The sequence below is a fragment of the Syntrophales bacterium genome (genome assembly GCA_026417625.1).
In the GTDB taxonomy this organism is placed as follows: domain Bacteria; phylum Desulfobacterota; class Syntrophia; order Syntrophales; family UBA8958; genus JAOACW01.
The window spans coordinates 12892-37635 of record JAOACW010000014.1 but is presented as its reverse complement, the minus strand read 5'-3'; the positions used below and the strand labels follow the sequence as shown (position 1 = coordinate 37635).

Annotated in this window: 23 protein-coding genes, 1 tRNA gene and 1 pseudogene; 23 read left to right on the top strand and 2 right to left on the bottom strand. The window is 44.5% G+C overall.

The window, feature by feature from the left end; translation table 11 throughout:
• The first annotated feature begins 183 nt into the window (after positions 1-183).
• The 12 genes from mobB to N2317_08200 all read left to right on the top strand — a co-directional run bounded on the left by mobB (position 184) and on the right by N2317_08200 (position 11745).
• Positions 184-723: a molybdopterin-guanine dinucleotide biosynthesis protein B gene (gene mobB, locus N2317_08255; GenBank protein MCX7817478.1), complete on the top strand. Its 540-nt coding sequence runs from the start codon at positions 184-186 to the stop codon at positions 721-723.
• Positions 713-1069 (top strand): hypothetical protein, encoded by a 357-nt coding sequence (locus N2317_08250; protein MCX7817477.1) that lies wholly within the window; start codon positions 713-715, stop codon positions 1067-1069. The genes mobB and N2317_08250 overlap by 11 nt, the downstream gene beginning before the upstream one ends.
• 73 nt (positions 1070-1142) lie before the next feature.
• Positions 1143-2402, top strand: a complete 1260-nt coding sequence (locus N2317_08245; protein ID MCX7817476.1) for an SH3 domain-containing protein — start codon at positions 1143-1145, stop codon at positions 2400-2402.
• Positions 2403-2428: 26 nt separating this feature from the next.
• Positions 2429-3235, top strand: a complete 807-nt coding sequence (mazG, locus tag N2317_08240) for a nucleoside triphosphate pyrophosphohydrolase (protein MCX7817475.1) — start codon at positions 2429-2431, stop codon at positions 3233-3235.
• A gap of 12 nt (positions 3236-3247) precedes the next feature.
• Positions 3248-4573 (top strand): SpoIID/LytB domain-containing protein, encoded by a 1326-nt coding sequence (locus N2317_08235; GenBank protein MCX7817474.1) that lies wholly within the window; start codon positions 3248-3250, stop codon positions 4571-4573.
• Positions 4570-5283: a sugar phosphate nucleotidyltransferase gene (locus N2317_08230; protein ID MCX7817473.1), complete on the top strand. Its 714-nt coding sequence runs from the start codon at positions 4570-4572 to the stop codon at positions 5281-5283. The genes N2317_08235 and N2317_08230 overlap by 4 nt, the downstream gene beginning before the upstream one ends.
• A gap of 9 nt (positions 5284-5292) precedes the next feature.
• Positions 5293-6276: a phosphotransferase gene (locus N2317_08225; protein MCX7817472.1), complete on the top strand. Its 984-nt coding sequence runs from the start codon at positions 5293-5295 to the stop codon at positions 6274-6276.
• Complete coding sequence (locus N2317_08220; GenBank protein MCX7817471.1) at positions 6277-7737, top strand: glycosyltransferase; 1461 nt, start codon at positions 6277-6279, stop codon at positions 7735-7737.
• 9 nt (positions 7738-7746) lie between these two features.
• Positions 7747-8754 (top strand): DUF4922 domain-containing protein, encoded by a 1008-nt coding sequence (locus N2317_08215; protein ID MCX7817470.1) that lies wholly within the window; start codon positions 7747-7749, stop codon positions 8752-8754.
• A gap of 332 nt (positions 8755-9086) precedes the next feature.
• On the top strand, positions 9087-10202 hold the full coding sequence (locus N2317_08210) for an aminopeptidase (GenBank protein MCX7817469.1): 1116 nt from the start codon (positions 9087-9089) through the stop codon (positions 10200-10202).
• Position 10203: 1 nt separating this feature from the next.
• Positions 10204-11190, top strand: a complete 987-nt coding sequence (locus N2317_08205; protein MCX7817468.1) for a TGS domain-containing protein — start codon at positions 10204-10206, stop codon at positions 11188-11190.
• A 24-nt stretch (positions 11191-11214) separates the two neighbouring features.
• On the top strand, positions 11215-11745 hold the full coding sequence (locus tag N2317_08200) for a hypothetical protein (GenBank protein ID MCX7817467.1): 531 nt from the start codon (positions 11215-11217) through the stop codon (positions 11743-11745).
• Positions 11746-11754: 9 nt separating this feature from the next.
• Here the strand turns inward: N2317_08200 and N2317_08195 are convergent, their stop codons facing one another.
• Entirely contained in the window at positions 11755-13167 is a 1413-nt protein-coding gene (locus N2317_08195) for an N-acetylmuramoyl-L-alanine amidase (protein MCX7817466.1), read from the bottom strand.
• A 126-nt stretch (positions 13168-13293) separates the two neighbouring features.
• On the opposite strand from N2317_08195, the gene metF reads away from it, so the two are divergent.
• The gene (gene metF / locus N2317_08190) at positions 13294-14181 is read left to right on the top strand and encodes a methylenetetrahydrofolate reductase [NAD(P)H] (protein ID MCX7817465.1); all 888 of its coding nucleotides are present in this window, start codon (positions 13294-13296) and stop codon (positions 14179-14181) included.
• Positions 14182-14236: 55 nt separating this feature from the next.
• Positions 14237-14310: transfer RNA gene (locus tag N2317_08185), tRNA-Arg, on the top strand.
• 128 nt (positions 14311-14438) lie between these two features.
• On the opposite strand, the gene N2317_08180 is transcribed toward N2317_08185, so the two are convergent.
• On the bottom strand, positions 14439-15713 hold the full coding sequence (locus tag N2317_08180) for a hypothetical protein (GenBank protein MCX7817464.1): 1275 nt from the start codon (positions 15711-15713) through the stop codon (positions 14439-14441).
• 608 nt (positions 15714-16321) lie between these two features.
• Between N2317_08180 and N2317_08175 the strand changes: the two genes are divergently transcribed.
• The 9 genes and pseudogenes from N2317_08175 to N2317_08135 all read left to right on the top strand — a co-directional run bounded on the left by N2317_08175 (position 16322) and on the right by N2317_08135 (position 24618).
• Positions 16322-17266, top strand: a complete 945-nt coding sequence (locus N2317_08175) for a hypothetical protein (GenBank protein MCX7817463.1) — start codon at positions 16322-16324, stop codon at positions 17264-17266.
• A 10-nt stretch (positions 17267-17276) separates the two neighbouring features.
• The gene (locus tag N2317_08170) at positions 17277-18053 is read left to right on the top strand and encodes a ketoacid-CoA transferase (GenBank protein ID MCX7817462.1); all 777 of its coding nucleotides are present in this window, start codon (positions 17277-17279) and stop codon (positions 18051-18053) included.
• 28 nt (positions 18054-18081) lie between these two features.
• Complete coding sequence (locus N2317_08165) at positions 18082-18855, top strand: enoyl-CoA hydratase-related protein (protein ID MCX7817461.1); 774 nt, start codon at positions 18082-18084, stop codon at positions 18853-18855.
• Between the two features lie 38 nt (positions 18856-18893).
• Complete coding sequence (locus N2317_08160; protein MCX7817460.1) at positions 18894-19751, top strand: 3-hydroxyacyl-CoA dehydrogenase family protein; 858 nt, start codon at positions 18894-18896, stop codon at positions 19749-19751.
• 53 nt (positions 19752-19804) lie between these two features.
• Positions 19805-20950, top strand: a complete 1146-nt coding sequence (locus N2317_08155; protein MCX7817459.1) for an acyl-CoA dehydrogenase family protein — start codon at positions 19805-19807, stop codon at positions 20948-20950.
• 70 nt (positions 20951-21020) lie between these two features.
• Entirely contained in the window at positions 21021-22331 is a 1311-nt protein-coding gene (locus tag N2317_08150; protein MCX7817458.1) for a thiolase family protein, read from the top strand.
• A gap of 25 nt (positions 22332-22356) precedes the next feature.
• Positions 22357-22818 carry a universal stress protein gene (locus N2317_08145; GenBank protein MCX7817457.1) on the top strand — a complete coding sequence of 154 codons (462 nt, stop codon included), beginning with the start codon at positions 22357-22359 and terminating at the stop codon, positions 22816-22818.
• A 49-nt stretch (positions 22819-22867) separates the two neighbouring features.
• The gene (locus N2317_08140) at positions 22868-23047 is read left to right on the top strand and encodes a hypothetical protein (GenBank protein ID MCX7817456.1); all 180 of its coding nucleotides are present in this window, start codon (positions 22868-22870) and stop codon (positions 23045-23047) included.
• Between the two features lie 29 nt (positions 23048-23076).
• Positions 23077-24618, top strand: a pseudogene (locus N2317_08135) (sodium:solute symporter family protein).
• The last annotated feature ends 126 nt before the right edge of the window (positions 24619-24744 follow it).

The window sequence follows — 24744 nt, the reverse complement described above, 5'->3', positions numbered from 1 at the left end:
CTTGCTTAAGATCTGTCGGAGAGATTCGGTTATCTGTAACATAGAACCTCTTCTTTTAATACTTATAGAGCAATTTATCCTCTGAATGCAAAGGAAAATGTGATGTGCTATTCCAGATTGGGGTGGTAAATGCAGGGTCTTTTGATATATAGTTTTCAAAACTTATAGATGGTGGTTTACTGGATGGTTCAGGGTCCTTGTAAGTCTACACCCGTGATATCAATTCTTGGGCGTTCTGGTTCTGGAAAAACTAGGGTGATAGAAAGTCTCGTTAGTATCCTTGCAGGTTGGGGTTGGAGGATAGCCACAGTAAAGCACAGTAACAAAAATTCCAATTTGGATATGGAGGGAAAGGACACGTGGAGACACAGGAGAGCAGGTGCTAAAGGTGTGGTTTTTGTATCCCCAGAAGAGCTTGTTGTGTTTAAAAGGCCAAGCGGGGAGTTAAATATAAGGGAGATAAGGGATTGTTATCTGTTCGATGTGGATCTGATTCTTGTTGAGGGTTGGCGGGAGAGTCAGTGTACTAAGATAGTTGTTTGCTCTGAAGGTGATTGCTTTGATTCTTTGGAAAACTCTGTGGACCAAGTTTGGGCCATCATCGGGACGGAACATTGTACCTGTAACTCAAAGGTCCATTTCTTCACTATGAGGGACATGCTTGAACTTGCCTTTTTGATAGAAAGAGAGTTTCTTATTAGGGGTGCAACAGGTGACAAATGAAGGAGTCGCTGTTTTGTCTGTGATTAAATGGGTTATTGCAGTTCTCATGGCGGGGTTTATCGGGCATTTCGGTAAGGCTATGGCCAAAGGAGTAATGGAATGGATGCGGAGGTGGAGAGACAAAAGAGGTGTTAATCCCATTTTAGGGGATGGGAACCCGAAAGATCAATTTCCTAGGGAAACAGGAGATACTCTCAACCGGGGAACGGGCGGGAGTGGCACGGATGCGCAACGTTTGGATATGGTCCCGGCTCAGAGCTACGGGAAAACTCTATTCAAGTTAGAAAAAAAACAAACCAAGAAAAAGGCAAAATTGGAGAAAAAGTTGAGCAAAGGTCGATCATAGGATGAGAAGATTTGTTATTCTCTGCGTTTGTGCATATTTGCTCTTGGGAGTGTTTCTTCATCCTGGGTGGACGATGAACATTACATATAGGGAGAATGTATGGTTTTTACCCCAGGATCCATTTGTGTACCTCTCAGGTGGGCCTGAGGCATTTAAGGCAAGACTCAGTGATTCTGCAAAGGAAAGGAGGTTTGCTAAGTTTCAAAAGATTTACTTTTCACCGTGGTTTCAGGATGAACCGATGAAAGATAGAGAGGATGTTGTATATGCATTTAAGTACTACAGCGACAAGATGGTGCAAAAGTTTAAAAATAACGATGATAAGGTGCGCCTTTTGAGAGGATTGCAAAGAAGAGCTTGTTTGGATGAGTATCCGAACGCAGGGTGGCATGCCATTACAGTTATGTATGCGGATTTAAGGGGTCTTCCAGTAGAAGATAAAAAAATGAGAAGGTTAAAGATGGCTCATTTAGTAGATAGTGTTCAGGTGTCTTCTGTTTATCCCAATACGCCCGTCTTTGTGAGCCATGTGTCCCGGGATGGAAAATGGGTTCTAGTGGAGACAAATTTTGCGTATGGATGGGTTCCAGCCAGTAAAATAGCCAGGGTGGACAAAAATTTTATAGAAAAATGGTCACGGGGTGAATTTGTAGCCATCATTCGTGATGGAGTACCTGTATGTAGTGGAGGAGTCTGTTATTTCAAGGGATATATTGGTTCACTTTTTCCCTTTTTAAGGTCAGATGGAGAAACGTTTACATTAGGTGTGGCGACACGAGGGTTGAGAGGGATGGCCGTCATGCGTAGTGGAACGATAAGCACAAATGACGGTGTACTCATGCCTTTAACACTCAATCGGTGGAACGTAGCAGTGTTGGCGAGTGCGCTTTTGGGAGGATCCTACGGATGGGGTGGAAAGAATGGAACGAGAGATTGTTCCTCTCTCCTCAGGGACCTTTTTCTACCCTTCGGTATATGGTTACCCAGACACTCTGCGGATCAAGCCAGGGAGGGAGGTCTGTTCGTTGATCTTTCGGGGTTGAACGAAGATGAAAAGAAGCAGCATATCATAGAAGACGGGGAACCCTTCCTTACTCTTCTCTGGCGGAGGGGGCACATAATGTTATATGTGGGATCACATGGTGGTGAACCAGTGGTCCTTCATAGCATGGGAGGTTTGCTTTTAAGGGATGAGGATGGTCGGGTGAAGAGAATATCCGGGCGCACTGCAATTACGACTCTTCATTTGGGAAGGGATTTGGGTACTTTCAAGGTCAATAAGGACGTGAATCATTTGAAGCATATTGCAGGTATGGCCTTTATTGCAAAATGAGAAGAGAGAAACGGGTGGAGTTGATAATGTCGAAAGAAGCCAAAGACTCCCATGCAGATAGGATAGAGGAATTGATCTATCTTATAAAGATTCTAAGGGGTCCAAATGGTTGTCCTTGGGATCGTAGCCGTAGTTTCGATGATTTATGTCGCTACTTACTGGAGGAAACCTACGAGGTCGTTGATGCCATAGTAGCAAAAGATGTTAAGGGGCTTAGCGAAGAATTGGGAGATCTTTTGTTCCAGGTACTCTTTCTCATCCGTATGGCAGAGGATGAGGGTATGTTTCGCCTGGAAGATGTTGTGACCAATGTATTGGCCAAGATGATACGTCGTCACCCCCATGTGTTCGGTCCGGAGAGGATCCAAGACGTGGAAGTAATAAAAAAGAACTGGGATGTGATCAAAAGAGATATTGAGGGAAAAGTAGAAGACAAGAGCGATCTTCTTGCGGGTGTCTCCCGTTCTATGCCTGCACTTATGAAGGCTCAGCTTATTCAGGAAAAGGCGTCGGCTTTTGGTTTCGATTGGACAGACGTAAACGGTGTTGTCGATAAGGTAGAAGAAGAATGGAGGGAACTTAGGGAAATTTTGCATGACGAAAACAGAGACAGAGTGGCGGAAGAGATTGGTGATTGTCTCTTTGCAATGGTCAATCTGTGCCGTTTTATTGGTGTAGACGCCGAGGGGCTTATGCGCAAAACTGTGGATAAATTTGCTCGTCGTTTCACCTATGTATCAGAAAAAATAAGGGAACGGGGGATGAAGTTAGGCGAAGTTTCACTGGAGGAAATGGATAGGTTGTGGGAGGAGGCAAAGACTAAGGATTTGTAGTGAACGTTGTTTATGAATGGGGAACCGTCGATCAAGGTAGGTATAATAGAGAATGCTAAGAGGATTTCCGGTGAATTCCGGGGTGTGTTTACAATACACGGAGAAGTTTTTGGTCCTTACACTTTTCGCATAGATGTCCGTGATGGCAAAATATGCATGATGGATGGAGAAGGAAGCATTACGGTAGCCCATGAAACCCTCATATTAAGGGGTGAGGATGAGGCCTTCTTTTCTCTCAACGATGTGGTGGTGGGGAAAACCTATGACGGTCCAGAAAGAACCGTTCAGATGTTTCCCGGGCATATGGTTGTAGAACTGGAAGAGGGAGAGACCCTTCGTCTCGTTAATGAGCTCCCCTTGGAACGTTATCTTGCCATTGTAGTTGCTTCAGAAATGAACCCCTTGGCTCCGGATGAGTTCCTCATGGCTCAGGCAATTGTGGCCCGTAGCTGGATCCTTGCGGGTATAATGTACCCGGAAGGCAGAGGGAAGATTGTAAACGATCGCCGAGAGACAGAGGCAGAAGTTATACGATGGTACGATCGGGAAGATCATCGCCATTTTCATGTGTGTGCTGATGACCATTGTCAACGATACAGAGGTGTACCGTTAAGGGGTGCAGATAGGATTAAGGCCGCTGTGGAGAGTACTAGGGGATATGTGATTTGTCACGGTGATAACATATGCGATGCACGATATCATAAAGTGTGCGGGGGTATCACAGAGGATTACGGCAACGTATGGGGTCCTCTGCAGGTGCCGTACCTTCGAGCTGTTTCTGATGGGGAAGTGGAATTTCGTTTCTGTAACGACGAAGAAACGGCAATGTCATGGATGTTTACATCTCCTCCTGCTTACTGTAATGTAGAAGATAGAGAATTTCTGGAGAAAATTTTACCACCGTCCGACCTAAAGTTTCGTCAAATATTCCGCTGGTCTGTCAAATACAAGAGGGAAGAGTTGGAGGAGATTATTTTCCGGAAATCGGGCATAGACTTTGGTATATTGAAAGACATAATACCCATAGAAAGGGGACCTTCAGGACGCATCGTGCGTTTGCGTATAGACGGATCAAAGCGAAGTTTGGTTGTGGGTAAGGAACTGGAGATTAGGCGGTGGCTTTCGGAGAGTTCTCTGTTAAGTAGTGCTTTTGTGGTCGTCGCAGATCGGGATGGAAAAGGAATTCCTGAGCATTTTACCTTCTTCGGCGCCGGTTGGGGTCATGGGGTCGGACTCTGTCAGGTTGGCGCTGCCAGTATGGCAAGGATGGGATTTTCCGCTGAAGAAATTCTAAAACACTTTTTCCGGGGCGTTCAGCTCAAAAGGCTTTACCTATGAAGATGATTGAAACGGCCTTTATACTAGGTGCTGGATGTGGAGAACGTTTAAGACCCCTCACATTTGAGTGCCCCAAACCCCTGCTTTCTGTGTGGGGTAGACCTTTGATTTCCTATGCTATGGAGCATCTGGCTAGAGAAGGAGTTAGGCGCTTTATAGTAAATACTCACTATTTGGCTCATAAATACAGGCAGATTTTTTCCGACGGGCAGTGGAAGGGGATACCCATTGTGTTCCGATACGAGCCCGTGTTGCTTGGAACAGGTGGAGGATTGAAAAACATTGAAGATCTTTTGACGGAAAATGACGATGAGATATTCGTTTATAATGGTGATGTTATTGCTGATTTTCCACTATTGCCTTTGGTTAGGAACCACAGGAAGAAAGACAGGGAAGTTACTCTTGCATTGCGTAGTGACGATAAGCTGGGAAACGTAGGTTTAAATAGTAGAGGCGACATTGTGGATATTCGCTTTGCTCTAGGTGCAGAATTTTCCAAAATTTGTGTATTTACAGGGATTTGTGTTGTATCCCGCCCTTTTCTGAAGCGTTTTGAACCAGGTGCTTGGGCAGATATGGTTTCAGTTATGATTGAACTTTTAAGGCAGGAGCCGGAGAAGTTAGGTGCAGTGGTGATCGACGAGGGCAGCTGGTGGGATGTAGGTACTATAGAGTCGTACTTGGCGTTGAATTCCAAGATTCCTTTTTAGGAGAGATCTGTGAGGGATGTTCTCCTATCCCTATTTTCCATAAGTAGCGATGAGCCTCTCAGCTTGGAGGAGTTAAATTGGGGAGGCTCTGATCGGTTCTTTTTTAGAGTTGAGTGGAGTTGGGGTTCCGTGGTGGTTATCAGGTACAACAAGGACGTTGAGGAGAATTCACTTTACGAAGCTCAATCTGAGATATTAAGACTGCTGGGTGTTCCTGTACCTCGTGTCTTTTATCACGATAAACAATCGGGGTTATTGGTTGTTGAGGATGTGGGGCGTCATTCTCTCTATGATTTCCGTGATGGCTCCTGGGAAGAGCTATGTGAACTTTACAGGAGATCTCTGAGGGCTATATATCCCCTTCACACTCTATCTGGAGGTAGCCTTGCGGAGAGGTTGAGTGCGTGTTCTATGCCGCCGTTTGATGAAGATCTGTACATATGGGAGAGGTCCTATTTTCTCGAGAGGTTTGTGAAAGGGGTTTGTGGTATCGATCTAAGTAGTGAAGAAATTCGCCACTTTGAGGAAGAGACACGTGAAATCAGTTCTTGTATCCTGAATGGTCCAAGCGGTTATGTACACAGAGACTTTCAATCCCAAAACATTTTGATAAAAGACGGTAAGCCTCATTTTGTAGATTTCCAGGGATTGCGCTGGGGTAATCCCCTTTATGATGTGGCGTCAATCCTGTACGATCCCTATGTGTCTATAGATGATGGTCGAAGACTGGAACTTTTGAGGTTCTATTATAATTTGATAAGAGACGGTATCCATTGGGATGATTTTTACTATACTTTTCTCTCTGCTGCTGCACAGCGTTTGATGCAGGCCTTGGGAGCGTTTGGATTTCTAGGAACGGTGAAGGGGAAGCGTATTTTTCTTACTTACATTCCACGGGCACTTGAATATCTGGGAGCTGTGGCGGAAAAGCTCGGAACGCTCAAGAATCTAAGTTCGCTGTTGATGCATTGCCGGGAGGCAGTTGCGTTTTAGATGTTAACGTTGGTAATTCCGTCAGGTGCTGGGATTGGTAATTGGGAAGTATTGAAGAGGGACATTCCTAATCTTAGAGTGCTAGTACTGATGGATGGGAGCGTTTCGCCGATCATTCCCGAAGATTTGACCAGCGAGAGACTGTACGTAAGCAGTATAGGTGCGGGTGAGACTGTAGGTGCAGTCTTGAACTCTGTGAGAACCCCTTTTTTCTTGTTTATTAAAAAGGGTATTATTTGCCCTCGGCCTTTTTTCGTACGTCGTTTTTTGCAGGCGGCGGAGAGTGGTGCAGGTATGGTATATGCAGATTATATAGAGCGGGAGGCATCTGGCGATCAAGAACATCCGTTGAACGATTACCAACTCGGTTCTATTCGTGATGATTTTGATTTAGGGCCTGTTGTTCTTTATTCCACAGAGGCTTCAGGGAGAGTTACAACGATGTACGGCATCGTGACAGGTGTTGAATATGCCGGGTGGTATGACTTACGTCTAAAAATTTCCACTCATTACCATGTATACCATCTCCGTGAGTTTCTTTATGAGGTCGACTACCAAGGGGTAGTAAAGAAGGGTGATTCTGCTATTTTTGATTATGTGGATCCTGTCAATTGGCGTTATCAGGAAGAAATGGAAAGATCGGCCACGGTACACCTGAAACGGATAGGGGCCTACCTCGGGCCTAGAGAAATGCCACCCCCTTTAGAAGATGATAGATACCCTGTGGAGGCTAGTGTTATTATTCCTGTGAAGAATCGCGTTCAAACCATTGCTGATGCCATTAGATCGGCACTTATGCAGGAGACCGACTTTCAGTTTAATGTTATTGTGGTAGACAATCATTCCACGGATGGAACCTCGGATGTGATTGTTAACATGGCCAGGGAGTTTCCGCAAGTGATCCATGTGATTCCCAGTCGAAGAGATCTAAAAATAGGGGGTTGCTGGAATGAGGCCGTTTTTTCCTCTTATTGTGGGCGATTCGCAGTTCAGTTGGATTCTGATGATGTGTATGCCGGTCCGCATGTGCTTAAATCTCTTGTTCATCGACTCCGTGTTGGAAATGCTGCCATGGTAGTTGGTTCTTACACTACCGTTGATGAACATCTTTTACCTATCCCTCCTGGTTTAGTGCAGCACAGGGAGTGGACGGAGGAGAACGGCCATAATAATCTTCTGAGAGTGAATGGAATCGGGGCCCCCCGAGCGTACAGAACGGATATTATACGCAGGATTTCTTTTCCTGATGTTGGCTATGGTGAGGATTATGCGGTGGCCCTTGTAATTTCCCGTCTTTACCCAATTGGAAGGATCTATGAGAACCTTTACCTGTGTCGGCGGTGGGGAGGAAACACTGATGCTAACCTATCCATCCTCAGGAAAAATGAAAACGATGCGTACAAGGATGGTCTGAGAACACTGGAAATTCTCACAAGGAAGAAGATGAATTTGATGGTTTAGCTTTTAAAAATGCATATTGCTCACTCAAAAAGAATTTTTGCGACTTATGAAGGAGCAACCAGGGGTGTTAGACTCAGCGACCTTTGTTGGCACCTTCATTACAGTCAGCTGGCGAGCTGGCGTGAGTATGCGGAGATTGTGACTCAGGTGCAATGTACGTGGTACAGGGAAGTGAAGATTGGTGATGAAGTGTTGAAGATTCAGTGGAATCCCGCGAGAATGGCAAATGTATTAGCCAAAACTGAGCCGAATACTAACGAGGAGGATTTTTGTCCACTCTGTTTATCCAGATTACCCTATGAGCAACAGGCCGTTGTTTATTTTGATGAGTACCTTGTCCTGTGTAATCCTCGACCAATTTTCACTCCTCACTTCACTGCTACAACCGCTAAACACGTTCCTCAGGATTTCATTTCTGGATTAACCTGGATGTTGAAGCTGGCTTATGATTTCTCTCCCGGCTTTAGTATATTTTACAACGGTCCTCACTGTGGAGCATCCATCCCCGAGCACCATCACTTTCAGATTTACCCCACTGGTATGCTACCTGCGGATAGTGTGCTGGCTAAGGGAAAAGGGGATAGATATATAGAGATAAACGGTGTTATTTTTTCTGTTCCATCTTTTAATGAACGTGGGGGTGTTTTAATTGCGGGAGATGATTCCTCAAGGTTATTTACGGCAATCCAACGATTTGTGAAGGTTCTTGCACGTTGTTCGAAGGTGGAAGGTGAACCGCTCTTAAATGTTATAGCCAGTTATTTTGATAGTCTCTGGCGGATTGTTATATTTCCACGTATTAAGGGTCGTCCCGATGCTTTTTATAGAGAGGGTAATGAGAAAATAGCGATAAGCCCTGGCGCTGTGGAGATGGGCGGCATGTTCATTACCATTAACGAGCAGGACTTTGTCCGACTCGATGCAGAAAGTATAATTTCGCTGTACAGAGAGATTTCCTTCCCTGTTTATGAGATAGAAGGACTCGTAAAGGGGTGTGTAGAGTGGCTGTACGAGTGATTAGAGATGGTATCTTCATGGAGGAGTGGATCAATTTGAAGGATTCAATGAAAGCATTCTATTCCGAAGGATATTTTTGGAAGGTTGAATACGGTTGAATGGGGCTTTACAAAACGGATGTATACTGAAATACGTTGTCTTCCGTCTGCCCCTAAATGGAACGGTTCATCGCGGGTGCAGGTTTTGTTAATAGAGGGTTTACGTCTTAAGGATATTACCGCTGGGTTTGGGGGAAGTTGGAGTGACATTTCGGCGGTTATTTAGTATATGTGAGATGAGGAACGCTGGACCTGAAAACCATTAAGACTGTTTATTGATAGGTAGAGTTTGATATGGTGGATTCGAGGATTAGAAAATACGCGGAGTTAATTGTTGCATACTCTTCAGGAGTAAAACCGAATGATAAGGTCATGATTAACAGTAGTGTTCTTGCCATTCCTCTTGTTAAAGAGATACAGGCCTTTGTGTTAAAAACTGGGGGATTTCCCCTGATTATGCTAAACTTTCCTGAAATGGAAGAGATTATGTATCGTTACGGGTCGGATGAGCAATTGAAGCACGTGCCCCCGCCGGTTCTTATGGGTGTTGAGACTTACGATGTGATGATAAACATAGTGGGAACGGATAACACAAAGGCGCTTAGTAATGTAGATCCGGCAAAGGTTGTTCTCCGTAACCAGGGCCGAAAAGAGTTGATGGACATTTTTTTGAAAAGGGCTGCGGAAGGTCATCTCCGCTGGACACTCGCTTTGTTTCCAACGAATGCCTATGCCCAGGATGCAGAGATGAGTTTGGAGGAATACGAGGATTTTGTTTATGGGGCGTGCATGCCAGATGATAGTGATCCTATCGGTTATTGGCAGAGGTTTTCGGAGTGGCAGGCGAGTCTTGCCGAGTGGCTGTCGAAAAGGAGACATTTTCGCATCCTAGGTCCGGAGACGGACCTAACTATTAAGACTGATAACCGTGTTTTTATCAGTTGCGACGGACATCACAACATGCCTGATGGTGAGGTTTTTACAGGTCCTGTGGAGCATGGAATTGAAGGTTATGTTAAGTTTTCTTATCCCGCTATTTATCAGGGTAGAGAGGTTTCTGGAGTGGAATTTGTCTTTAAAGAAGGTAAGGTTGTAGAAGCGAGGGCAGAGAAGAACCGAGAATTCTTACTCCAGATGCTTAAGACCGATGAAGGGGCGTCGTACGTTGGTGAGTTTGCAATTGGAACTAACGAAGGAATAAAACGTTTTACCAAACAGATACTCTTTGATGAAAAGATTGGTGGCACGTTTCATCTTGCAATAGGTGCGGGGTATCCCGAAACGGGAAGCAAAAACGTCTCTTCCATTCACTGGGATTTTATTTGCGATCTCAGGAGTGGAGGGGAGATCTGGGCCGATGATGAGCTAATATACAGGGATGGAAAGTTTATCGGAGATCTAGCAAAGTAATATGCCTGCAAATTTGCCACCTCAGTATTTTGAAGCAGAGGAAAAATATAGGAAGGCTGCTACGCCGGAGGAGAAGATCGAAGCGTTGGAAGAAATGTTGGCCGTAATGCCCAAGCACAAGGGTACGGACAAATTGAAGGCCATGCTTCGGGAAAAGATCTCCAAACTGAGAAGTCAGGCTTCTCAGAAGAAGGTTGTGGCAAGACACAAGACCGCATACAGCATAGAAAAAGAAGGGGCTCTTCAGATAGTGGTTACAGGTTTACCAAATACGGGAAAATCCTCTCTGGTAGCTATGTTGACAAACGCACCGACGGAAGTTGCTCCTTTTCCTCATTCCACGCATAAACCGGTACCGGGTATGGCCACATACGAAAACATACAGTTTCAGTTGATCGACACTCCGCCAATAACAAAGCAGTACACTGATGCCGGTCTTATGGATCTTATAAGAAGAGGTGATATGGTTCTCGTCATTGTTGATCTTCTTGCTGACCCTGTGGAACAGTATCAGGAGACCATGAGGATTCTTTATGAAAATAGAATTTTTTCCACTAATTGTGCAATTCCTCAGACTTTAACTAAAAGGCCAACCGTTAAGAAAATGCTTCTTGTTGCCAATAAAATGGATAGCCCGGAGGACAAGGAGTATCTGGATATATTGTTGGAGCTAGCCCAACCGGTGTTACCTGTTGTTGGAGTATCTTCAAAAACGGGGCACAATCTCATGCTACTCCTAGATACGATATACGCACACGCAGGAATTATCCGTGTCTACACGAAGCCTCCGGGTAAAGAGCCTGATCTCACGGAGCCATTCGTGCTTCCTCAGGGCACAAAGCTGGAGGAGCTGGCGGAGAAAATTCACAAAGATTTCAAGAACCGTTTGAAGTATGCCCGTATATGGGGAAAGACAGTCAGGGATGGACAACGGGTTCAACGTGATTATATTTTGAATGACGGTGATATTGTAGAGCTTGCCGTTTAGGGAAATCCTTTTAGGGAGGCGATTATGGCAGAGATAAAAAGCACTTTGGAACTGATTATGGAGAAGACGAAGGGTATGACAATCACCCCCGAAGAGCGGATAAATATGAAGAGAAAGGAACTGGAGGGGAAAGGTAGGGGTATTCTTCAGGGATACATAGATGGAAGGCTTAGTGATAGGGATGTGCATGCGGAAATGGAAAAGTGGGATAGAGATATTCTCGATCCTGACATTTTTCTGATTGGTGAAGCTCTAGACCGGATCAAACCCGATAGTGAAGAAAACGTTCGGATCTTTGAGTTTCTTGAAAAAGTTCTGGGTGCCAATGTAGATCCTCTAAAAGACGTTCTTAGAGAGTTCAATCGAACAAGGGAAAGAGAAATGATGGAATGGTCTCAATCTTATATGCAGCGTTTGGCGTTAAAAGGGATCCGTGGTTCCGCTGTCATGCCCAATCCCGATTATGACCCATTGTGGAAGGAAAGGGAAAAATTGATAAGCGAGCGATTTTCAAGTCGTCTTTGTGAGATTAAGAGACGATTAACCCGTGTGTGATGCCTTGTTTTACGTTTTTGGTATCCGTAACTTTTCATCCACATAAAGGGGATCTAATTGTTTGTCGGGGTTGTTCTTTCTGATAGTTGTAACGGTTGTCTTGTATTTGCGCGCAATTTTTTCGAGCGTCTCACCCTTCTTTACTATGTGAAAGAGAAATCTTTTCTCGGAGTGGTGATTGTCTATCGGTGAAACCTTGGTTCTTTTTCCTGAATGGACGGAACCAACCTTCGAGACTTCCGATGTTTTCCCATCTCCGGTGGCAGATCTTTCGTTTTGGTGGAAGTATTCCAAAATTGCTTTTTTGATGGTAAGAGCCATCTCTCTCTGCACTTGAGATTTTTTCAGTTTCTTTTCTTCCTGGGGATGGGAGATATATCCCAGTTCCACAAGAACGGATGGTATTTCGGGAAGCTTTAGCACTGTGAAAGGAGCTTCTTGAACACTTGAGTATTTGAGGCTGTTTACAGTTGAGAGGTGCTTGAGTATCAGATTTCCCATTTGACGAGAACGATTTATGTTGTTTGTCTGTTTCATATTCAGGATAATAGCTCCAGCTTCCGTATCGATTCCTGAATCCCCAGTGATGTCAGAAAAATTTTCTTTTTGTGCAAGGATCTTTGCTGCTTCACTGCTAGCACCACCAAGGGATAGTGTGTAAACAGAAGCTCCGTGGGCTGTGCCATTTTCTTCAGCGTCTGTGTGGAGACTGATAAACGCGTCAGCTCCGTAATCCTGTGCTACTTTTATCCTTCTCCGCAAGGAGAGGTAGTAATCACCATCTCTGGTGAGAAAAGCCCTGAAACCTGGTTCTCTGTTCAGCAAATACTGAAGTTTTTTTGCTACATTCAAAGCCACCTTTTTTTCCTGAGTCTCATTGGGTCCAACGGCGCCTGGATCGTCGCCACCGTGACCGGGATCTATTACTATGATTGTTCTTTTCCATTCAGCACGAATCTTCTTCCTTTTGTTGCTTTCCACTATTGTCTTTTCAGGAACTAGAACATCGATGACGAGGCGGGGAGGTTTCTCTTTTGTCCTGGGCAGAGAAAAGACCTTTGTTTCATTTTTGCCCGAAAGGTAAATATCCATAAGAACAAGTTTTGGTGATACTGTGCTTAGGAGGATCCTTTGTACACCAGCTTTTCCAATGATGTAACGACGACTCAGTTTTTTTTCAATAGATGCGTTCCTCAGTTTTATCCTCAATTTTGTAGTGGTCTTTGTGATAGTATAATCTATATCTTTCGATGCATCTATAACGACACGAGTATGGTCTGGTCCTGACCAATGACGGATATTCATGATTTTTGTTTCTGTTGCAAAACTGGAATTAGGCGTAATTCCTTGAAGTGTGAGTAATACAAGGAGAATGGGGAGGAGTTTTATTGAAGATTCATTGTATTTTTTCTTCATCGTCATTTCTTCCCTCTTCTTACTACTAATAGCACATGGAAGATTTTACAAACAACACGTGATTTGTTATGAAGGATATAGAATTGTAAAAGATAGTAATTTACATGCATACAAAGAGAGGTAATGTCAGAGATGAAGATCAGAGATGGATTAGCGAAGAGGAAGTTTTCTCTGTCCTTTGAAGTATTTCCCCCCGTGAGGGAGGGAAATGTGGAGAGTCTCTACAAGGTAATCGAAGAGCTCGCCGTTTATAATCCCCATTTCATCTCTGTAACCTACGGTGCTGGTGGAAAGACAAGGGATAAGACGATAGAGATCGCAGATAGGGTGCAAAACACGTATAAACAGACGGCCCTTACTCATCTGACGTGCGTTAACGCGACGAAGTCGGATATAGCGGCGATTCTTGAGGAACTTAAGGAGAAAGGAATTGAGAACATCCTCGCCCTTCGAGGCGATCCGCCGGAAGGGATGCCTCGCTTTATACCAATGGAGGGGGGATTCCGTTATGCCAATGAGTTGGTCGAGTTTATCTTTTCCCGTGGGGATTTTTGTATTGGTGTTGCTGGTTATCCGCAAAAGCATCCGGAAGCTCCGAGTTTGCAAGTGGATATAGAGAATCTGAAACGTAAAGTGGATGCAGGTGCAGACTTTGTTATTACCCAGTTGTTCTTCGATAATGATGAGTTCTATCGATTTCGTGATTTAGCGATGAAAGCGGGGGTAGGTGTACCTATAATTCCAGGTATTTTCCCCCTGATGAATTACAAGCAATTTCTCCGTATAATCGACTTAGCTAAACCGGCTGTGCCCAAGAAGCTAGGTGATAAAGTTGAGCGTTTCAAAGACAAACCGGAGGAGTTGGAAAAATACGGTGTGGAGTTCGCTGTGGAGCAGGCGATTGGTCTTGTTGAGGAAGATGTGATTGGCATTCATATTTACACGATGAATAGGAGCTGGCCTGTAAAAATTATTGTTGATGAAGGACTTAAAGGTGTTCTGCCGGAAGAAAATTTCTAAATTAGCGAATAGTTGACGGTTATCTGAGAAAGAGTTAATAGCAAATTCAATGCATGGGCGATTAGCTCAGGTGGATAGAGCGTTGGTCTCCGGAACCAAAGGCCCCGGGTTCGAGTCCCGGATCGCCCATTTTAATAAAGAAAAGTAGGGTTAGCGAACTTGCTAACCCTTTATAATTTTTTACAGCTCAGTTTGTGAGAAGCGGGGTGGGAAGTAATTTCCCCCCCCCGTCAGCTATTCAGCTTTTGCACTTTATTTTAGAATTTTAGTTGGAACCCTACCTGATAACGATCGTAGTCCTCTCGAGTTGAGTAAGCTTTGTTATCTTCCCTTTCCCATGCAATGAACGGCATGAATTCTTTGCTCCAGTCGTAGGATAAACCTAAAACGTACACTCTGTACTCATCTTTCTTATTAGCAGGAGTGGCTATTCTATTTTTGTCGGGATCGTATGTGTAATATTTCCCGAAAACTCTTAACTTTTCAATCATAGGTGCCCGTATGAAACCTGCCACCAGATAACCTTCCCTTTCTTTTTCTTCTTTAGAGTCCTTGGTCCCTTTCCCCAAGTAGTATTGACCCATAAGTGTAAAGAACGGATGCACAAGAGAAGCCTGGGCGACATTTACTCTCCATGTTGGATACTCCTTTGTGGGACCAAATTTTGAATCAAATTTGTTGTTGCTTTTTCCATAGCTTCCAACATAGGCAAGTTGCAAGCCCTTGAGAATAGGTATAGTAGGCATGGGACGGACATACACGAGACCAGAAATCACTTTATTGTTGTTTTCTTCTGATTGATTGTACCCAGGGCCGTTATATAAGCCTATCATCCATCCACCCCAACGTCCTCCGAAAGTTTTGCTACCGTACTTATAATAATCACTTTCCATTTCTCCTATATTCCCCTGGTTGACGATTCCCAGGTCGGCGGACGACATAATTCCTAGAGCATCAAGAAAATTTTTCCCTTGGACTCGGTAAGGCCAGATGGAGCTGTCGTATGCATCTGAGGGTGTTGGTACCATGCCTATTTTGGTTGAGGTACCTAGAAATTTTGCATCAACATAGGCGTATTTCACCCTCAATTCCAGACCGTTTCCCTTATCGTTGGTATCCTTTGAAGTGAAGAGGTCTGCTGTTAGGTTCATGGCGAGGTTTTCAGAAAAATCTTTAGCGACGGTTAGATATGCACGTTCCAGAACGAATTTATTCAGGCTGTCCTTATTGGTATTTTTATTCTCCCAGTAAAAGAATATCGTGGAACTTACTTTGAGTCCTTTCAATGCCGGTGGGAGTTGTGTTTTCTTCACTTCGTCTTGAATATCTTTTTTTATTTCTTCTCTTTCCTTTTTTTCTTTCGATTTTACCTGCTCCAGTAAACTGCTAGCTTCTGTTTCTGTTAGGTATTTTTTCTCTTGGAGCAATCTGATTAGGTTTTCGTCAGCTGACCAGGAAAGGGTCACCGTAAGTAAAAATAGAGTGGTAACCAGACTGAAAGTAATTTTGAAACGTTTAAATCTTTCTCTCATAGACACATCCTCCGTTGAATGTATTTATTCCGTGGATGCTGCATATCAGTTTTGTGTTACAGGGATTTTACGGGTGTTTGAAATCTTGATGAAAAATCTTCACACCCAAATAGGAGGATGCTTTGTTTATCTTGGGGATAAGAAATGACAAACGATCGTGTAGCTAATTGTATTTACAGAATTATGCGATTATGAAGTTTTATCGGCAGTACACGCATGTACCAAAAACCTTATTGTCAAAACTTTTTACCAAAGTTTAAGGAAATGGTGAAAGTTAAAGTATTTGGTTATGATCTTTCGCAGTTGATAGATTGTATCCACTGATCGCATCCTTATTTTGTTACCCTTACCTTTATTTCATCTTTTCGTGAAGTTTCCCATAAATGGTGGCACTTAAGCGATTAACTAATTAGTTAGCGAATTCAAGTATTTATCTGGGATTAAAGTCTGGTACTAGCCTTGCTTTTCCACTGTAATAGCTTTTTCATACGGGTGATTCTTCATGACCAATACTGAAAGGGAAGAGGGTTTGTGTGTTAGGGTTACCCTGATGTTTGGTCGAAAGTTTATGGGAGGTTTTAGAAAGTCATTTTAGGAGGGATTTTTAAATGAAAGAATCCAAAGTAATGACTGCAAAAGAGGCTGTTTCCAGGTATATCAAGGATGGAATGGTCGTTGCGATCGGAGGTTTTTTTCATGCGATATCTTACGCCATAACCCATGAAATTATAAGACAGAAAAAGTGTCATCTTACCATCTGCACCCCCAGTTTCAACGAACACGCTGACCAATTAATAGGGGCGGGTTGTGTAGACCGAATAATTTCCTCGTACGTCTGGATGGAGGTGTTCGGTCCACTCTATTGTTTTAGGCGTGCCATGGAGAAGGGTATCCCCTACAGAATAGAAATGGAGGATTACACGAATTTTGCCATGATGGTCCGCTTTTTAGCTGGCGCCCTTGGTCTTCCCTACGTACCAATAAATTCAATGAAAGGCAGTGACATGGTCAAATATTCTTCGTGGATGGACGAGAACAAGGTAAAGGTTATGAAAGATCCCTTTGGATCTGGTTTCGAGCATGTTCTCGTACCGCCATTGAAACCAGATATAGGATATTGCCATGTTCAACGGGCTGATGAGGAGGGGAACTGCCAAATGTGGGGTATCTTGGGGGACATGCCTTGGAGCATGAGAGCTTGTGAAAAGGTCATCGTATCGTGTGAGGAGATTGTGTCACGGGAGGCCATAGGTAGGGACCCAAACCGAACGGTACTTCCTGCTTATAAAGTATGTGCTGTTGTACATGAACCTTTTGGAGCACATCCTAAACACGTTCAGGGTTATTACGACGTGGATAGGGATTTTATCTTCAAATACATCCGTGAATCACGAACAATTGAGGGCTGGCAGAGCTTCATGGATAAGTGGGTTTACGGGGTAGCTGATAGAAAGGAGTATTTGAAGAAGTATATCGATGAGTTCGGAATACAGCGTTTCCTTGCGCTTAGAGCCCGGGATATGAGTGCTCCCTCTGTTAATTATGGTTTTTAGGAGGCTTGTTATGAAGACCGATTATTCAACATTTACACGGCAGGAAATGATGATCGTAGCGGCAGCAAGAGAATTGAGGGATGGCGAAAAGGTGATCGTGGGTACAGGTCTGCCGCTATTAGCCTCTGTTCTTGCGAAAAAGACCCATGCACCAAATATGGTCGTCCTCTACGAATCAGGTGCCATTGATTGCAGACCTTTGAAAACCCCATTTTCAGTTGCCGATTCTGTCCTTGTTCCCGGTGCAGCTATGCAAGGGGGCTTAATGGATGCTCTAGGCATGGTGCATGCTGGTGAAGTCGATGTGGGATTCCTAGGAGGGGCACAGATCGATAAGTACGGCAACCTTAACACCCACGTTATAGGTGATTATCGATCACCCAGAGTCCGTTTCGCAGGTAGTGGTGGATCTAACGATATTGGAACGGGTTGCAAGCGGTCAATAATCATTATGCTGCACGAGAAGCAGCGGTTTCCAGAACGAGTCGATTTTATCACAACTCCGGGTTACTTCAACGGAGGTCGCGAAAGGGAGAGGTACGGATTACCCGGCGGCGGCCCTAGTGTTGTTATTTCTACTCTGGGGGTACTTCGATTCCATCCAGAAACAAGGGAAATGTACCTGGAGTCGTATCACCCAGGGGTAACTGTGGAGGAGATTAAGGCCGCAACCGGTTGGGACCTGAAGATTGCGGATGATGTGAAAGAAACTGAACATCCAGATGAAGAATTAATTCGCATCCTCCGTGAGGAATGTGATCCTACAGGAGTTTTTCTCAAAAAGTAATGCGAACAATTTTGAGGAGTGAGAGTTCATGGGAAATTCAGAAGTTGTAGTTTACGAAAAGAGAGATTCCATAGCTATTGTTACAATCAACCGCCCAGAAGCGCTGAATGCGCTCAATACAGAGGTTAACGTTGGGTTGCTAGAAGCTCTTTATAGGGCAGAGGCAGAGAGTGACATTAGCGTTGTTATTTTAAAGGGTTCGGGAGGGAAAGCGTTTATTGCGGGAGCTGACATAAGGGAAATGATGGACAAAAACCCTATGGAAGCACGGGAGTATGCCCTTGCGGCTAAAAAGGTGGTCGATAAGATCTGGAACCTGAGGAAACCAGTTATAGCCGCAATAAACGGTTACTGCCTCGGTGGTGGTCTCGAATATGCGTTAGCCTGTGATTTGCGCACTGCAACGGAAAAGTCTCGGTTTGGTCTTCCGGAGATAAACCTAGGTATAATGCCAGGATCAGCGGGTACACAGCGTCTTTCCAGAATCATTGGAATTACTAGGGCAAAGGAGCTTTGCTTTTTGGGTGAGATGATAGAGGCACAGAAGGCCCTTAAGATTGGTTTGATTAACTATATTTTCCCCGAAGTGTCGTTTCTTGAGGATACGATTGCTCTGGCCGAGAAGATTGCAATGCGGAGTCCTCATGCCATCACACTTATTAAATCGGCCATCAATAAGGGATTGGAGATGGATCTTGAATCGGCTTCTCTATTTGAGATTGACTGTTTTGCCTTATGTTTTTCAACTGAAGAGCAAAAAAGCAAGATGCGTGATTTTGTTAACAAGAAAAAAACACCGTGAATTGCAGGAAGAATGATCACTTACAGGAGGAAATTGTAATGGGGGAAAAGATAGCGGTTATAGGTATAGGGACTATGGGTTCAGGTATCGCCCAGGTTGCTGCAGAGAGTGGATTCGAAGTCCATATTGTGGATACCTCTACGTCTATCCTCGAGCGAGGACTAGGCAGCATTAAAAATTTCATCAATAGGAAAGTGGCAAAAGGATCCCTCACTCAGGACCAGGCAGATGAAATAATTTCTCGGTTATACGTTTTTACAGATCTGGAAGAGGCTGTAAAAGGTGCCGTTATGGTTGTTGAGGCAGTTTTCGAGAAGGTGGAACTGAAACAAGAGATATTCAAAAAACTGGATCGTATTTGTTCCGCTGATGTGATTCTGGCAAGTAATACTTCTACGATTCCGATTTCGCGATTGTCTTCAGTAACGGAAAGACCAGAACGGGTAATTGGGACTCATTATTTTAGTCCCGTTCCGTTGATGAGATTGGTTGAGGTCATCCGCGGGGAGATGACCTCCGATGAAACAACCAATCGGACGGTCGATTTATGTAAGCGTTTTGGTAAAACGCCGATTGTGGTGAAAGATATACCTGGGTTCATTGTAAATCGGTTTCTCTGTCTCATCTATAACGAAGCCTGCAATATGATCTTAAACGGTACAGCGACTGCAGAAGATATCGATCAGGCCATGAAACTCGGCTGTAACTGGCCGATGGGACCAGCTGAGATTATGGACCTTGCAGGAGTTGACGTTTGCGCGTTCGCTATGGAAGCGATGTATGAAATGACGAAAGAGGAGCGTTACAAGCCGTCGCCCCTATTCAGGAAAATGATAGAGGAGAACCGTTTAGGACGAAAAACGGGAATAGGTTTCTATAACTATCAAAAGAAGTAGACACAAATAGTTCAGGTAAGAAGGAGAAAAAGAGTAAGTTCAGGAGGCATGAGATGGACTTCAGACTCACAGAGGATCAGAAAATGCTACGTGATACTGTTAGGCGTATTGCGGAGACAGAATTCGCACCCAAAGCGGCTAATGTTGATGCCTTTGAAGAATTCCCTAAACAGAACCTTAGATTGCTGGTGGAAAACGGTCTTCTTGGGATTCAGGTACCGGAGGAGTATGGTGGTGCAGGTGCGGGAATGCTTTCTCTTGTGATTGCTGTAGAGGAAATAGCCAGAGTCTGTGCATCCACATCGGTTATACTCACCACGCAGGCACTCGCAAGTGACCCTCTTCTTCTTGGGGGTACGGAGGAACAGAAAAGAACATACCTCTATAGGATGGCTTCGGGACAGTGCCTTGGGGCTTGCGCCATTACAGAACCGGGTGCAGGTTCCGATGTGGCCGGCATGAAAACGTTCGCAAAAAAAGTAGATGGTGGGTACGTTCTCAATGGTTCGAAGATTTTTATCACCAACGGTGGAGAGGCTGAGATCATAATAGTTCTTGCGTACACTGATAGGGAGAAGGGGCATAATGGTATAAGCATGTTTATTGTTGAGAAAGGAGACCCGGGTTTTTCTGTGGGCAAGCAGGAACACAAGATGGGAATTCGGGGATCTGATACTAGAGAGTTGACTTTCGAGGAGATTTATCTTCCCGAGGATCGACTACTTGGGGGAGAGGGAAATGGTTTCAGGATATTGATGAAAACGTTCAATTATACGAGACCTGCCGTGGGCGCTCAGGCCGTTGGTGTTGCTCAAGGTGCCCTGGACGCAGCCATCAAATACGCAAAAGAGCGTGTTCAGTTTGGAAAGCCGATCGCGAGCTTCCAGGGAATACAGTGGATGTTGGCGGAGATGGCTCTCGGAGTCGAAGCTGCGAGGACACTGGTTTATCGTGCAGCATCTACTATCGATACAGAACCCGATTCCCCTGATATTCCCCGTATTGCTTCGATGGCGAAATGGTTTGCCTCCGATACAGCGATGAAGGTTACGACAGATGCCGTTCAGATTTTTGGAGGCTATGGATATAGCAGGGAATACCCTGTAGAACGGATGATGCGGGACGCAAAAATAACGCAGATCTACGAGGGTACAAATCAGATTCAGAGAGTAATCGTCGCTGCTCAGATTCTAAAATAAAAAGAACTGCTTAGAAAGCCGGTCAAAAGTCCATTGGATCGGCGCGATGAGCAATTTGGGGGAATGAAAAATGAGAAAGTTTGAAAAAAACAGAGAAGATATCGTCTGTGTTAGTGCGGTCAGGACTCCATTTGGTCGTTTTGGGGGAAGTCTCCGGGATGTGGACATATATGATCTGGGTGCAGTAGCAATGAGTAAAGTAATGGAACGTGTCAACCTTGAGCCTGCCCTTATTGATGAGATCTGGTGGGGGAATGGTGATACAACAAATGCAAAGGATCCCTACACGCCGGTAATTGCACGACAGAGTATGCTTAAGGCAGGTATACCTCCAGAGACACCCTCCGTGACATTTGATCAGGCTTGCATTTCTGGAATGACAGCGGCCCTTTACGCTTTTCGCAGTATCCGGGGTGGTTATGCGGAGGTTGTTATGGCTGGCGGCTCTACTAGCTTCAGTACTGTGCCTTTTTTGCTTAGGGGTATTCGCTGGGAGGGTAAAAGACATACGTCATTTTTAGTTGAGGATCCTCTCATTCCCCTGGGCTACAAAGATTATGCGCCTGTGGCTGTGGATTCGGGGAATGTGGCAGTCGAGTACGGGATCACAAGGGAGGAACAAGACGAGTTTGCTTATTTGAGTCACGTGAAATACGGGCAAGCGTGGAAAAGTGGTTTTTTTAAGAATGAGATGATTTCGTATACTATAACAACTAAGGATAAAAAGGGGAATGTTATTTCCACCACGGTGCTAGATATCGACGAACAGTACCGTCCTGAGATAAAGCTTGATGAACTCGCCAAGCTCAAGCCTGTATTTGGAAATCCTACCATCACGGCCGGTAACGCGCCAGGGATGAATGATGGTGCGGCTGCCCAGATTTTCATGAAAAGAGAGAAGGCGGATTCTTTGGGTTTGGAGGTACTTTATACGATCGTTGCTGCTTCGTCTATTGCTGTTCAGCCGAGGATAATGCCCGTAACTCCCGCTTTTGCCATCAAGCGCTGCCTAGATGAAGTTGGACTTCAAGTAGATGATATGAAGTTCATCGAAATCAACGAGGCCTTTGCGTGCGTGCCTCTAGTATCTGCAAAGCTTCTGGCTAATACTCGTTTCCTTGAGAGTGATTACTCGGAAATGGTTCGGGAAGTTTCCCGGAAACCTATTCTGGATTATGACCCAGACCGGTATCTTGAGATTAAACAAAAGCTCAACGTAAACGGTGGTGCCATTGCCGTCGGTCATCCCAATACAGCGAGTGGTGCGAGAATTATGATGACAGCTGCCTACAATTTGCGACAAAACGGAGGGGGGTACGCGGCATGTGCCATTTGTGGTGGTTTGTCACAAGGTGCGGGTTGTATAATCTGGGTGGAGTGATGTTCTCAGAGGGGAGGTGTTATAGATGATAAAGACTATATTATTGGCCATTGATGGTTCATCCACATCGAAAAAGGCTGCGGGTTACACCTTGTGGTTGGCGAAGTATCTCGGTGCAAAAGTCATTCTACTTCATGTTATTGATGAGACGCTTTTACGTTCATTATTCGGTGTCGCCGAAGGATCCACTGATAGGTTAGTGCTCGCTCCTGTTGAGGAGAATCTAAAAGAAGGCGCTAACATCTATCTAGAAGAGATCGAAAAGGAATTTAAAAGGGAAAATATTCACTGTGAAATACTGATCTGTTCGGGTGTCCCGGCAGCTGAAATTGCTCGTGAAGCTGAAAGAAAACAAGTTGATCTCATTGTAATGGGCACACATGGGCGTGGTCTCATTGGTGCAACGTTCCTGGGTAGTGTTGCATATGGTGTTATTCATCACGATGCAAAGATCCCCATATTACTAGTGCCGAGGGATATTCAGTAAGGACATTCTTAACCAACGTCTGTTCGAAACTAAAACATGGAGGTGCCATATGGAAAATTTCTTCATAGTTCCACCTCAGACGTACGGACCTTTTTTGCTTTGGATATCATCTATTTTTGCTCTTTTACTTTGGGTGGTTTTCGCCATTAGAAAGATTGAGAAATCAGGTGTCAAAAGACTTGGTGCGACAGGTTCTTTCTGGAAACCTTATGAATACGACGAGAAGTAGTCTGCGATGATTTAGGAGGGAGAAAGCGTATGCATGCAAATGTTATCATTGGAAGTATTTTAATTGTTTACCTCATTATTTTGGTGTGGGGAACTAACCGTGGTTTTGCTGAGGTAAGGGATTTGAAGGAATTTACGACAAGTGGCCATCGTCTTGGGCTGCTTTTGACCGTCGCTGCTTTTGTAGCGACGTGGATTAGTGCCAGTTCCGTTACGGGTATACCAAGTATGCTCTTTATGCGTGGTATGCCGACCGTAACTGGTTGGTTTGCGGGGTGGTTCTTTGCAACGGCCCTGATGGGTGTTGTAGCTTATAAGATCCGCTATCCTGAACATCCTTCAAGGACTCTGCCAGAGTTTTTTAAGCTTAGGTATGAGCCTCTCGTTGATAGAAGTGGGTTGCAGATCATTGCAGCAATAGCAACTGTTATGGCATACATTGCTTATATCATTCTGCAGATTAAAGCAGTGGGCATGATTGTGTCTTCTGTTACAGGTTTATCCTATAAGTTGGCCGTGTTCTTCTTCCTGATTTTCCTTTTCTACACGGCTTCAGGCGGGATGTGGACCGTGGCATGGGGTGATCTTATAAATACAAGTATGATAGTGATAGGCCTCTTTGTTGGCGGGTATGTTGTTTTGGATCTGGTAGGTGGGTGGCATGCGATGTGGCAGAAGATAGCACTTATGACAGCACCACCTGTGGCGACAGCGAAGCCCATTGCTCCAGGATCAATGCTTGATCCAATTGGTACCTTTGGGGGTGCTACACTTTTTGGAATTTTTATGGCGAATTTTCTCGGTGGTGGTGTTAGTCCTCATATGACTGCTAGAATGATGGGGGCAAAAAACGTTAAAACAGCCATGCTTATGGCTTAGTACGGTATAGTGGTGATCTTTATTTGCTTCATACCCATTTTGATACTCGGTTTGGGGGGAAGGGCACTGATAGGAACAATGCCTGCGGGAAAAGGAAGTGATTGGCTTATTCCCCTGCTACTAACCCAGTACATGAATCCATTCCTCGGGGGTATTATTCTTGCTGCCATTTTAGCAGCTGCACTTTCTACGGCTAATGCAATGTTACTTCACAACTCTTTGGCAATAACCTACGACGTGTGGAGGAACTTGAGCAAGAAACCAATCCCTGAGAAGACATTTATTAATGTAACAAGGGGTATTATTTTGGTGGTAGGAGCTTTGCTGACGATCGCTGCCATATGGCCTCCGGAATTTATTGCCATGTTGGCTGCTTGGGCTCATGGTGTCTGGGCGGCAGCATTCTTTGTACCTCTTCTGCTCGGCTTATATTGGAAGAGAATGAATCGTCCAGCAGCCTATGCATCAAGCATCATTGGCTTGGTTTCGTTCATAACCATACATGAGGTGTGGAAAAACATATGGAATATCCCTGCGATAGTTTGGGGTGTAGGTCTTGCTTTGGTCGCTGCTGTTGTGTGCAGTTATATTTTCCCGGCGGCACCAAAGGAATGCTGGGAACCCTATTTTGTTGTAGAACCCAGTGAGGAAACGAAGCAGGTATGGAGAAGGGCTTTTAAAGATCATAGATAACTTTTACTGTAGGTTGGGTTTTTGCCAATGATTTAAAAGGGGTACATCTCGAGGTACTGAGTGTACCCCTTCCGTTACTCTAGTGGGTGTACGGTATTCAGGTAAATATATTTGACAGTAAGGCAA

What these genes read in the sequence shown, in the direction of transcription:
- N2317_08155 (MCX7817459.1), top strand. Translation starts at nt 19,805, where the DNA reads ATGGACTTCAGACTCACAGAGGATCAGAAAATGCTACGTGATACTGTT.
- N2317_08150 (MCX7817458.1), top strand. Translation starts at nt 21,021, where the DNA reads ATGAGAAAGTTTGAAAAAAACAGAGAAGATATCGTCTGTGTTAGTGCG.
- N2317_08220 (MCX7817471.1), top strand. Translation starts at nt 6,277, where the DNA reads ATGTTAACGTTGGTAATTCCGTCAGGTGCTGGGATTGGTAATTGGGAA.
- N2317_08230 (MCX7817473.1), top strand. Translation starts at nt 4,570, where the DNA reads ATGAAGATGATTGAAACGGCCTTTATACTAGGTGCTGGATGTGGAGAA.
- N2317_08170 (MCX7817462.1), top strand. Translation starts at nt 17,277, where the DNA reads ATGAAGACCGATTATTCAACATTTACACGGCAGGAAATGATGATCGTA.
- N2317_08140 (MCX7817456.1), top strand. Translation starts at nt 22,868, where the DNA reads ATGGAAAATTTCTTCATAGTTCCACCTCAGACGTACGGACCTTTTTTG.
- metF (MCX7817465.1), top strand. Translation starts at nt 13,294, where the DNA reads ATGAAGATCAGAGATGGATTAGCGAAGAGGAAGTTTTCTCTGTCCTTT.
- N2317_08215 (MCX7817470.1), top strand. Translation starts at nt 7,747, where the DNA reads ATGCATATTGCTCACTCAAAAAGAATTTTTGCGACTTATGAAGGAGCA.
- N2317_08160 (MCX7817460.1), top strand. Translation starts at nt 18,894, where the DNA reads ATGGGGGAAAAGATAGCGGTTATAGGTATAGGGACTATGGGTTCAGGT.
- N2317_08235 (MCX7817474.1), top strand. Translation starts at nt 3,248, where the DNA reads ATGAATGGGGAACCGTCGATCAAGGTAGGTATAATAGAGAATGCTAAG.
- mazG (MCX7817475.1), top strand. Translation starts at nt 2,429, where the DNA reads ATGTCGAAAGAAGCCAAAGACTCCCATGCAGATAGGATAGAGGAATTG.
- N2317_08175 (MCX7817463.1), top strand. Translation starts at nt 16,322, where the DNA reads ATGAAAGAATCCAAAGTAATGACTGCAAAAGAGGCTGTTTCCAGGTAT.
- mobB (MCX7817478.1), top strand. Translation starts at nt 184, where the DNA reads ATGGTTCAGGGTCCTTGTAAGTCTACACCCGTGATATCAATTCTTGGG.
- N2317_08205 (MCX7817468.1), top strand. Translation starts at nt 10,204, where the DNA reads ATGCCTGCAAATTTGCCACCTCAGTATTTTGAAGCAGAGGAAAAATAT.
- N2317_08180 (MCX7817464.1), bottom strand. Translation starts at nt 15,713, where the DNA reads ATGAGAGAAAGATTTAAACGTTTCAAAATTACTTTCAGTCTGGTTACC.
- N2317_08210 (MCX7817469.1), top strand. Translation starts at nt 9,087, where the DNA reads ATGGTGGATTCGAGGATTAGAAAATACGCGGAGTTAATTGTTGCATAC.
- N2317_08195 (MCX7817466.1), bottom strand. Translation starts at nt 13,167, where the DNA reads ATGACGATGAAGAAAAAATACAATGAATCTTCAATAAAACTCCTCCCC.
- N2317_08145 (MCX7817457.1), top strand. Translation starts at nt 22,357, where the DNA reads ATGATAAAGACTATATTATTGGCCATTGATGGTTCATCCACATCGAAA.
- N2317_08165 (MCX7817461.1), top strand. Translation starts at nt 18,082, where the DNA reads ATGGGAAATTCAGAAGTTGTAGTTTACGAAAAGAGAGATTCCATAGCT.
- N2317_08200 (MCX7817467.1), top strand. Translation starts at nt 11,215, where the DNA reads ATGGCAGAGATAAAAAGCACTTTGGAACTGATTATGGAGAAGACGAAG.
- N2317_08245 (MCX7817476.1), top strand. Translation starts at nt 1,143, where the DNA reads ATGAACATTACATATAGGGAGAATGTATGGTTTTTACCCCAGGATCCA.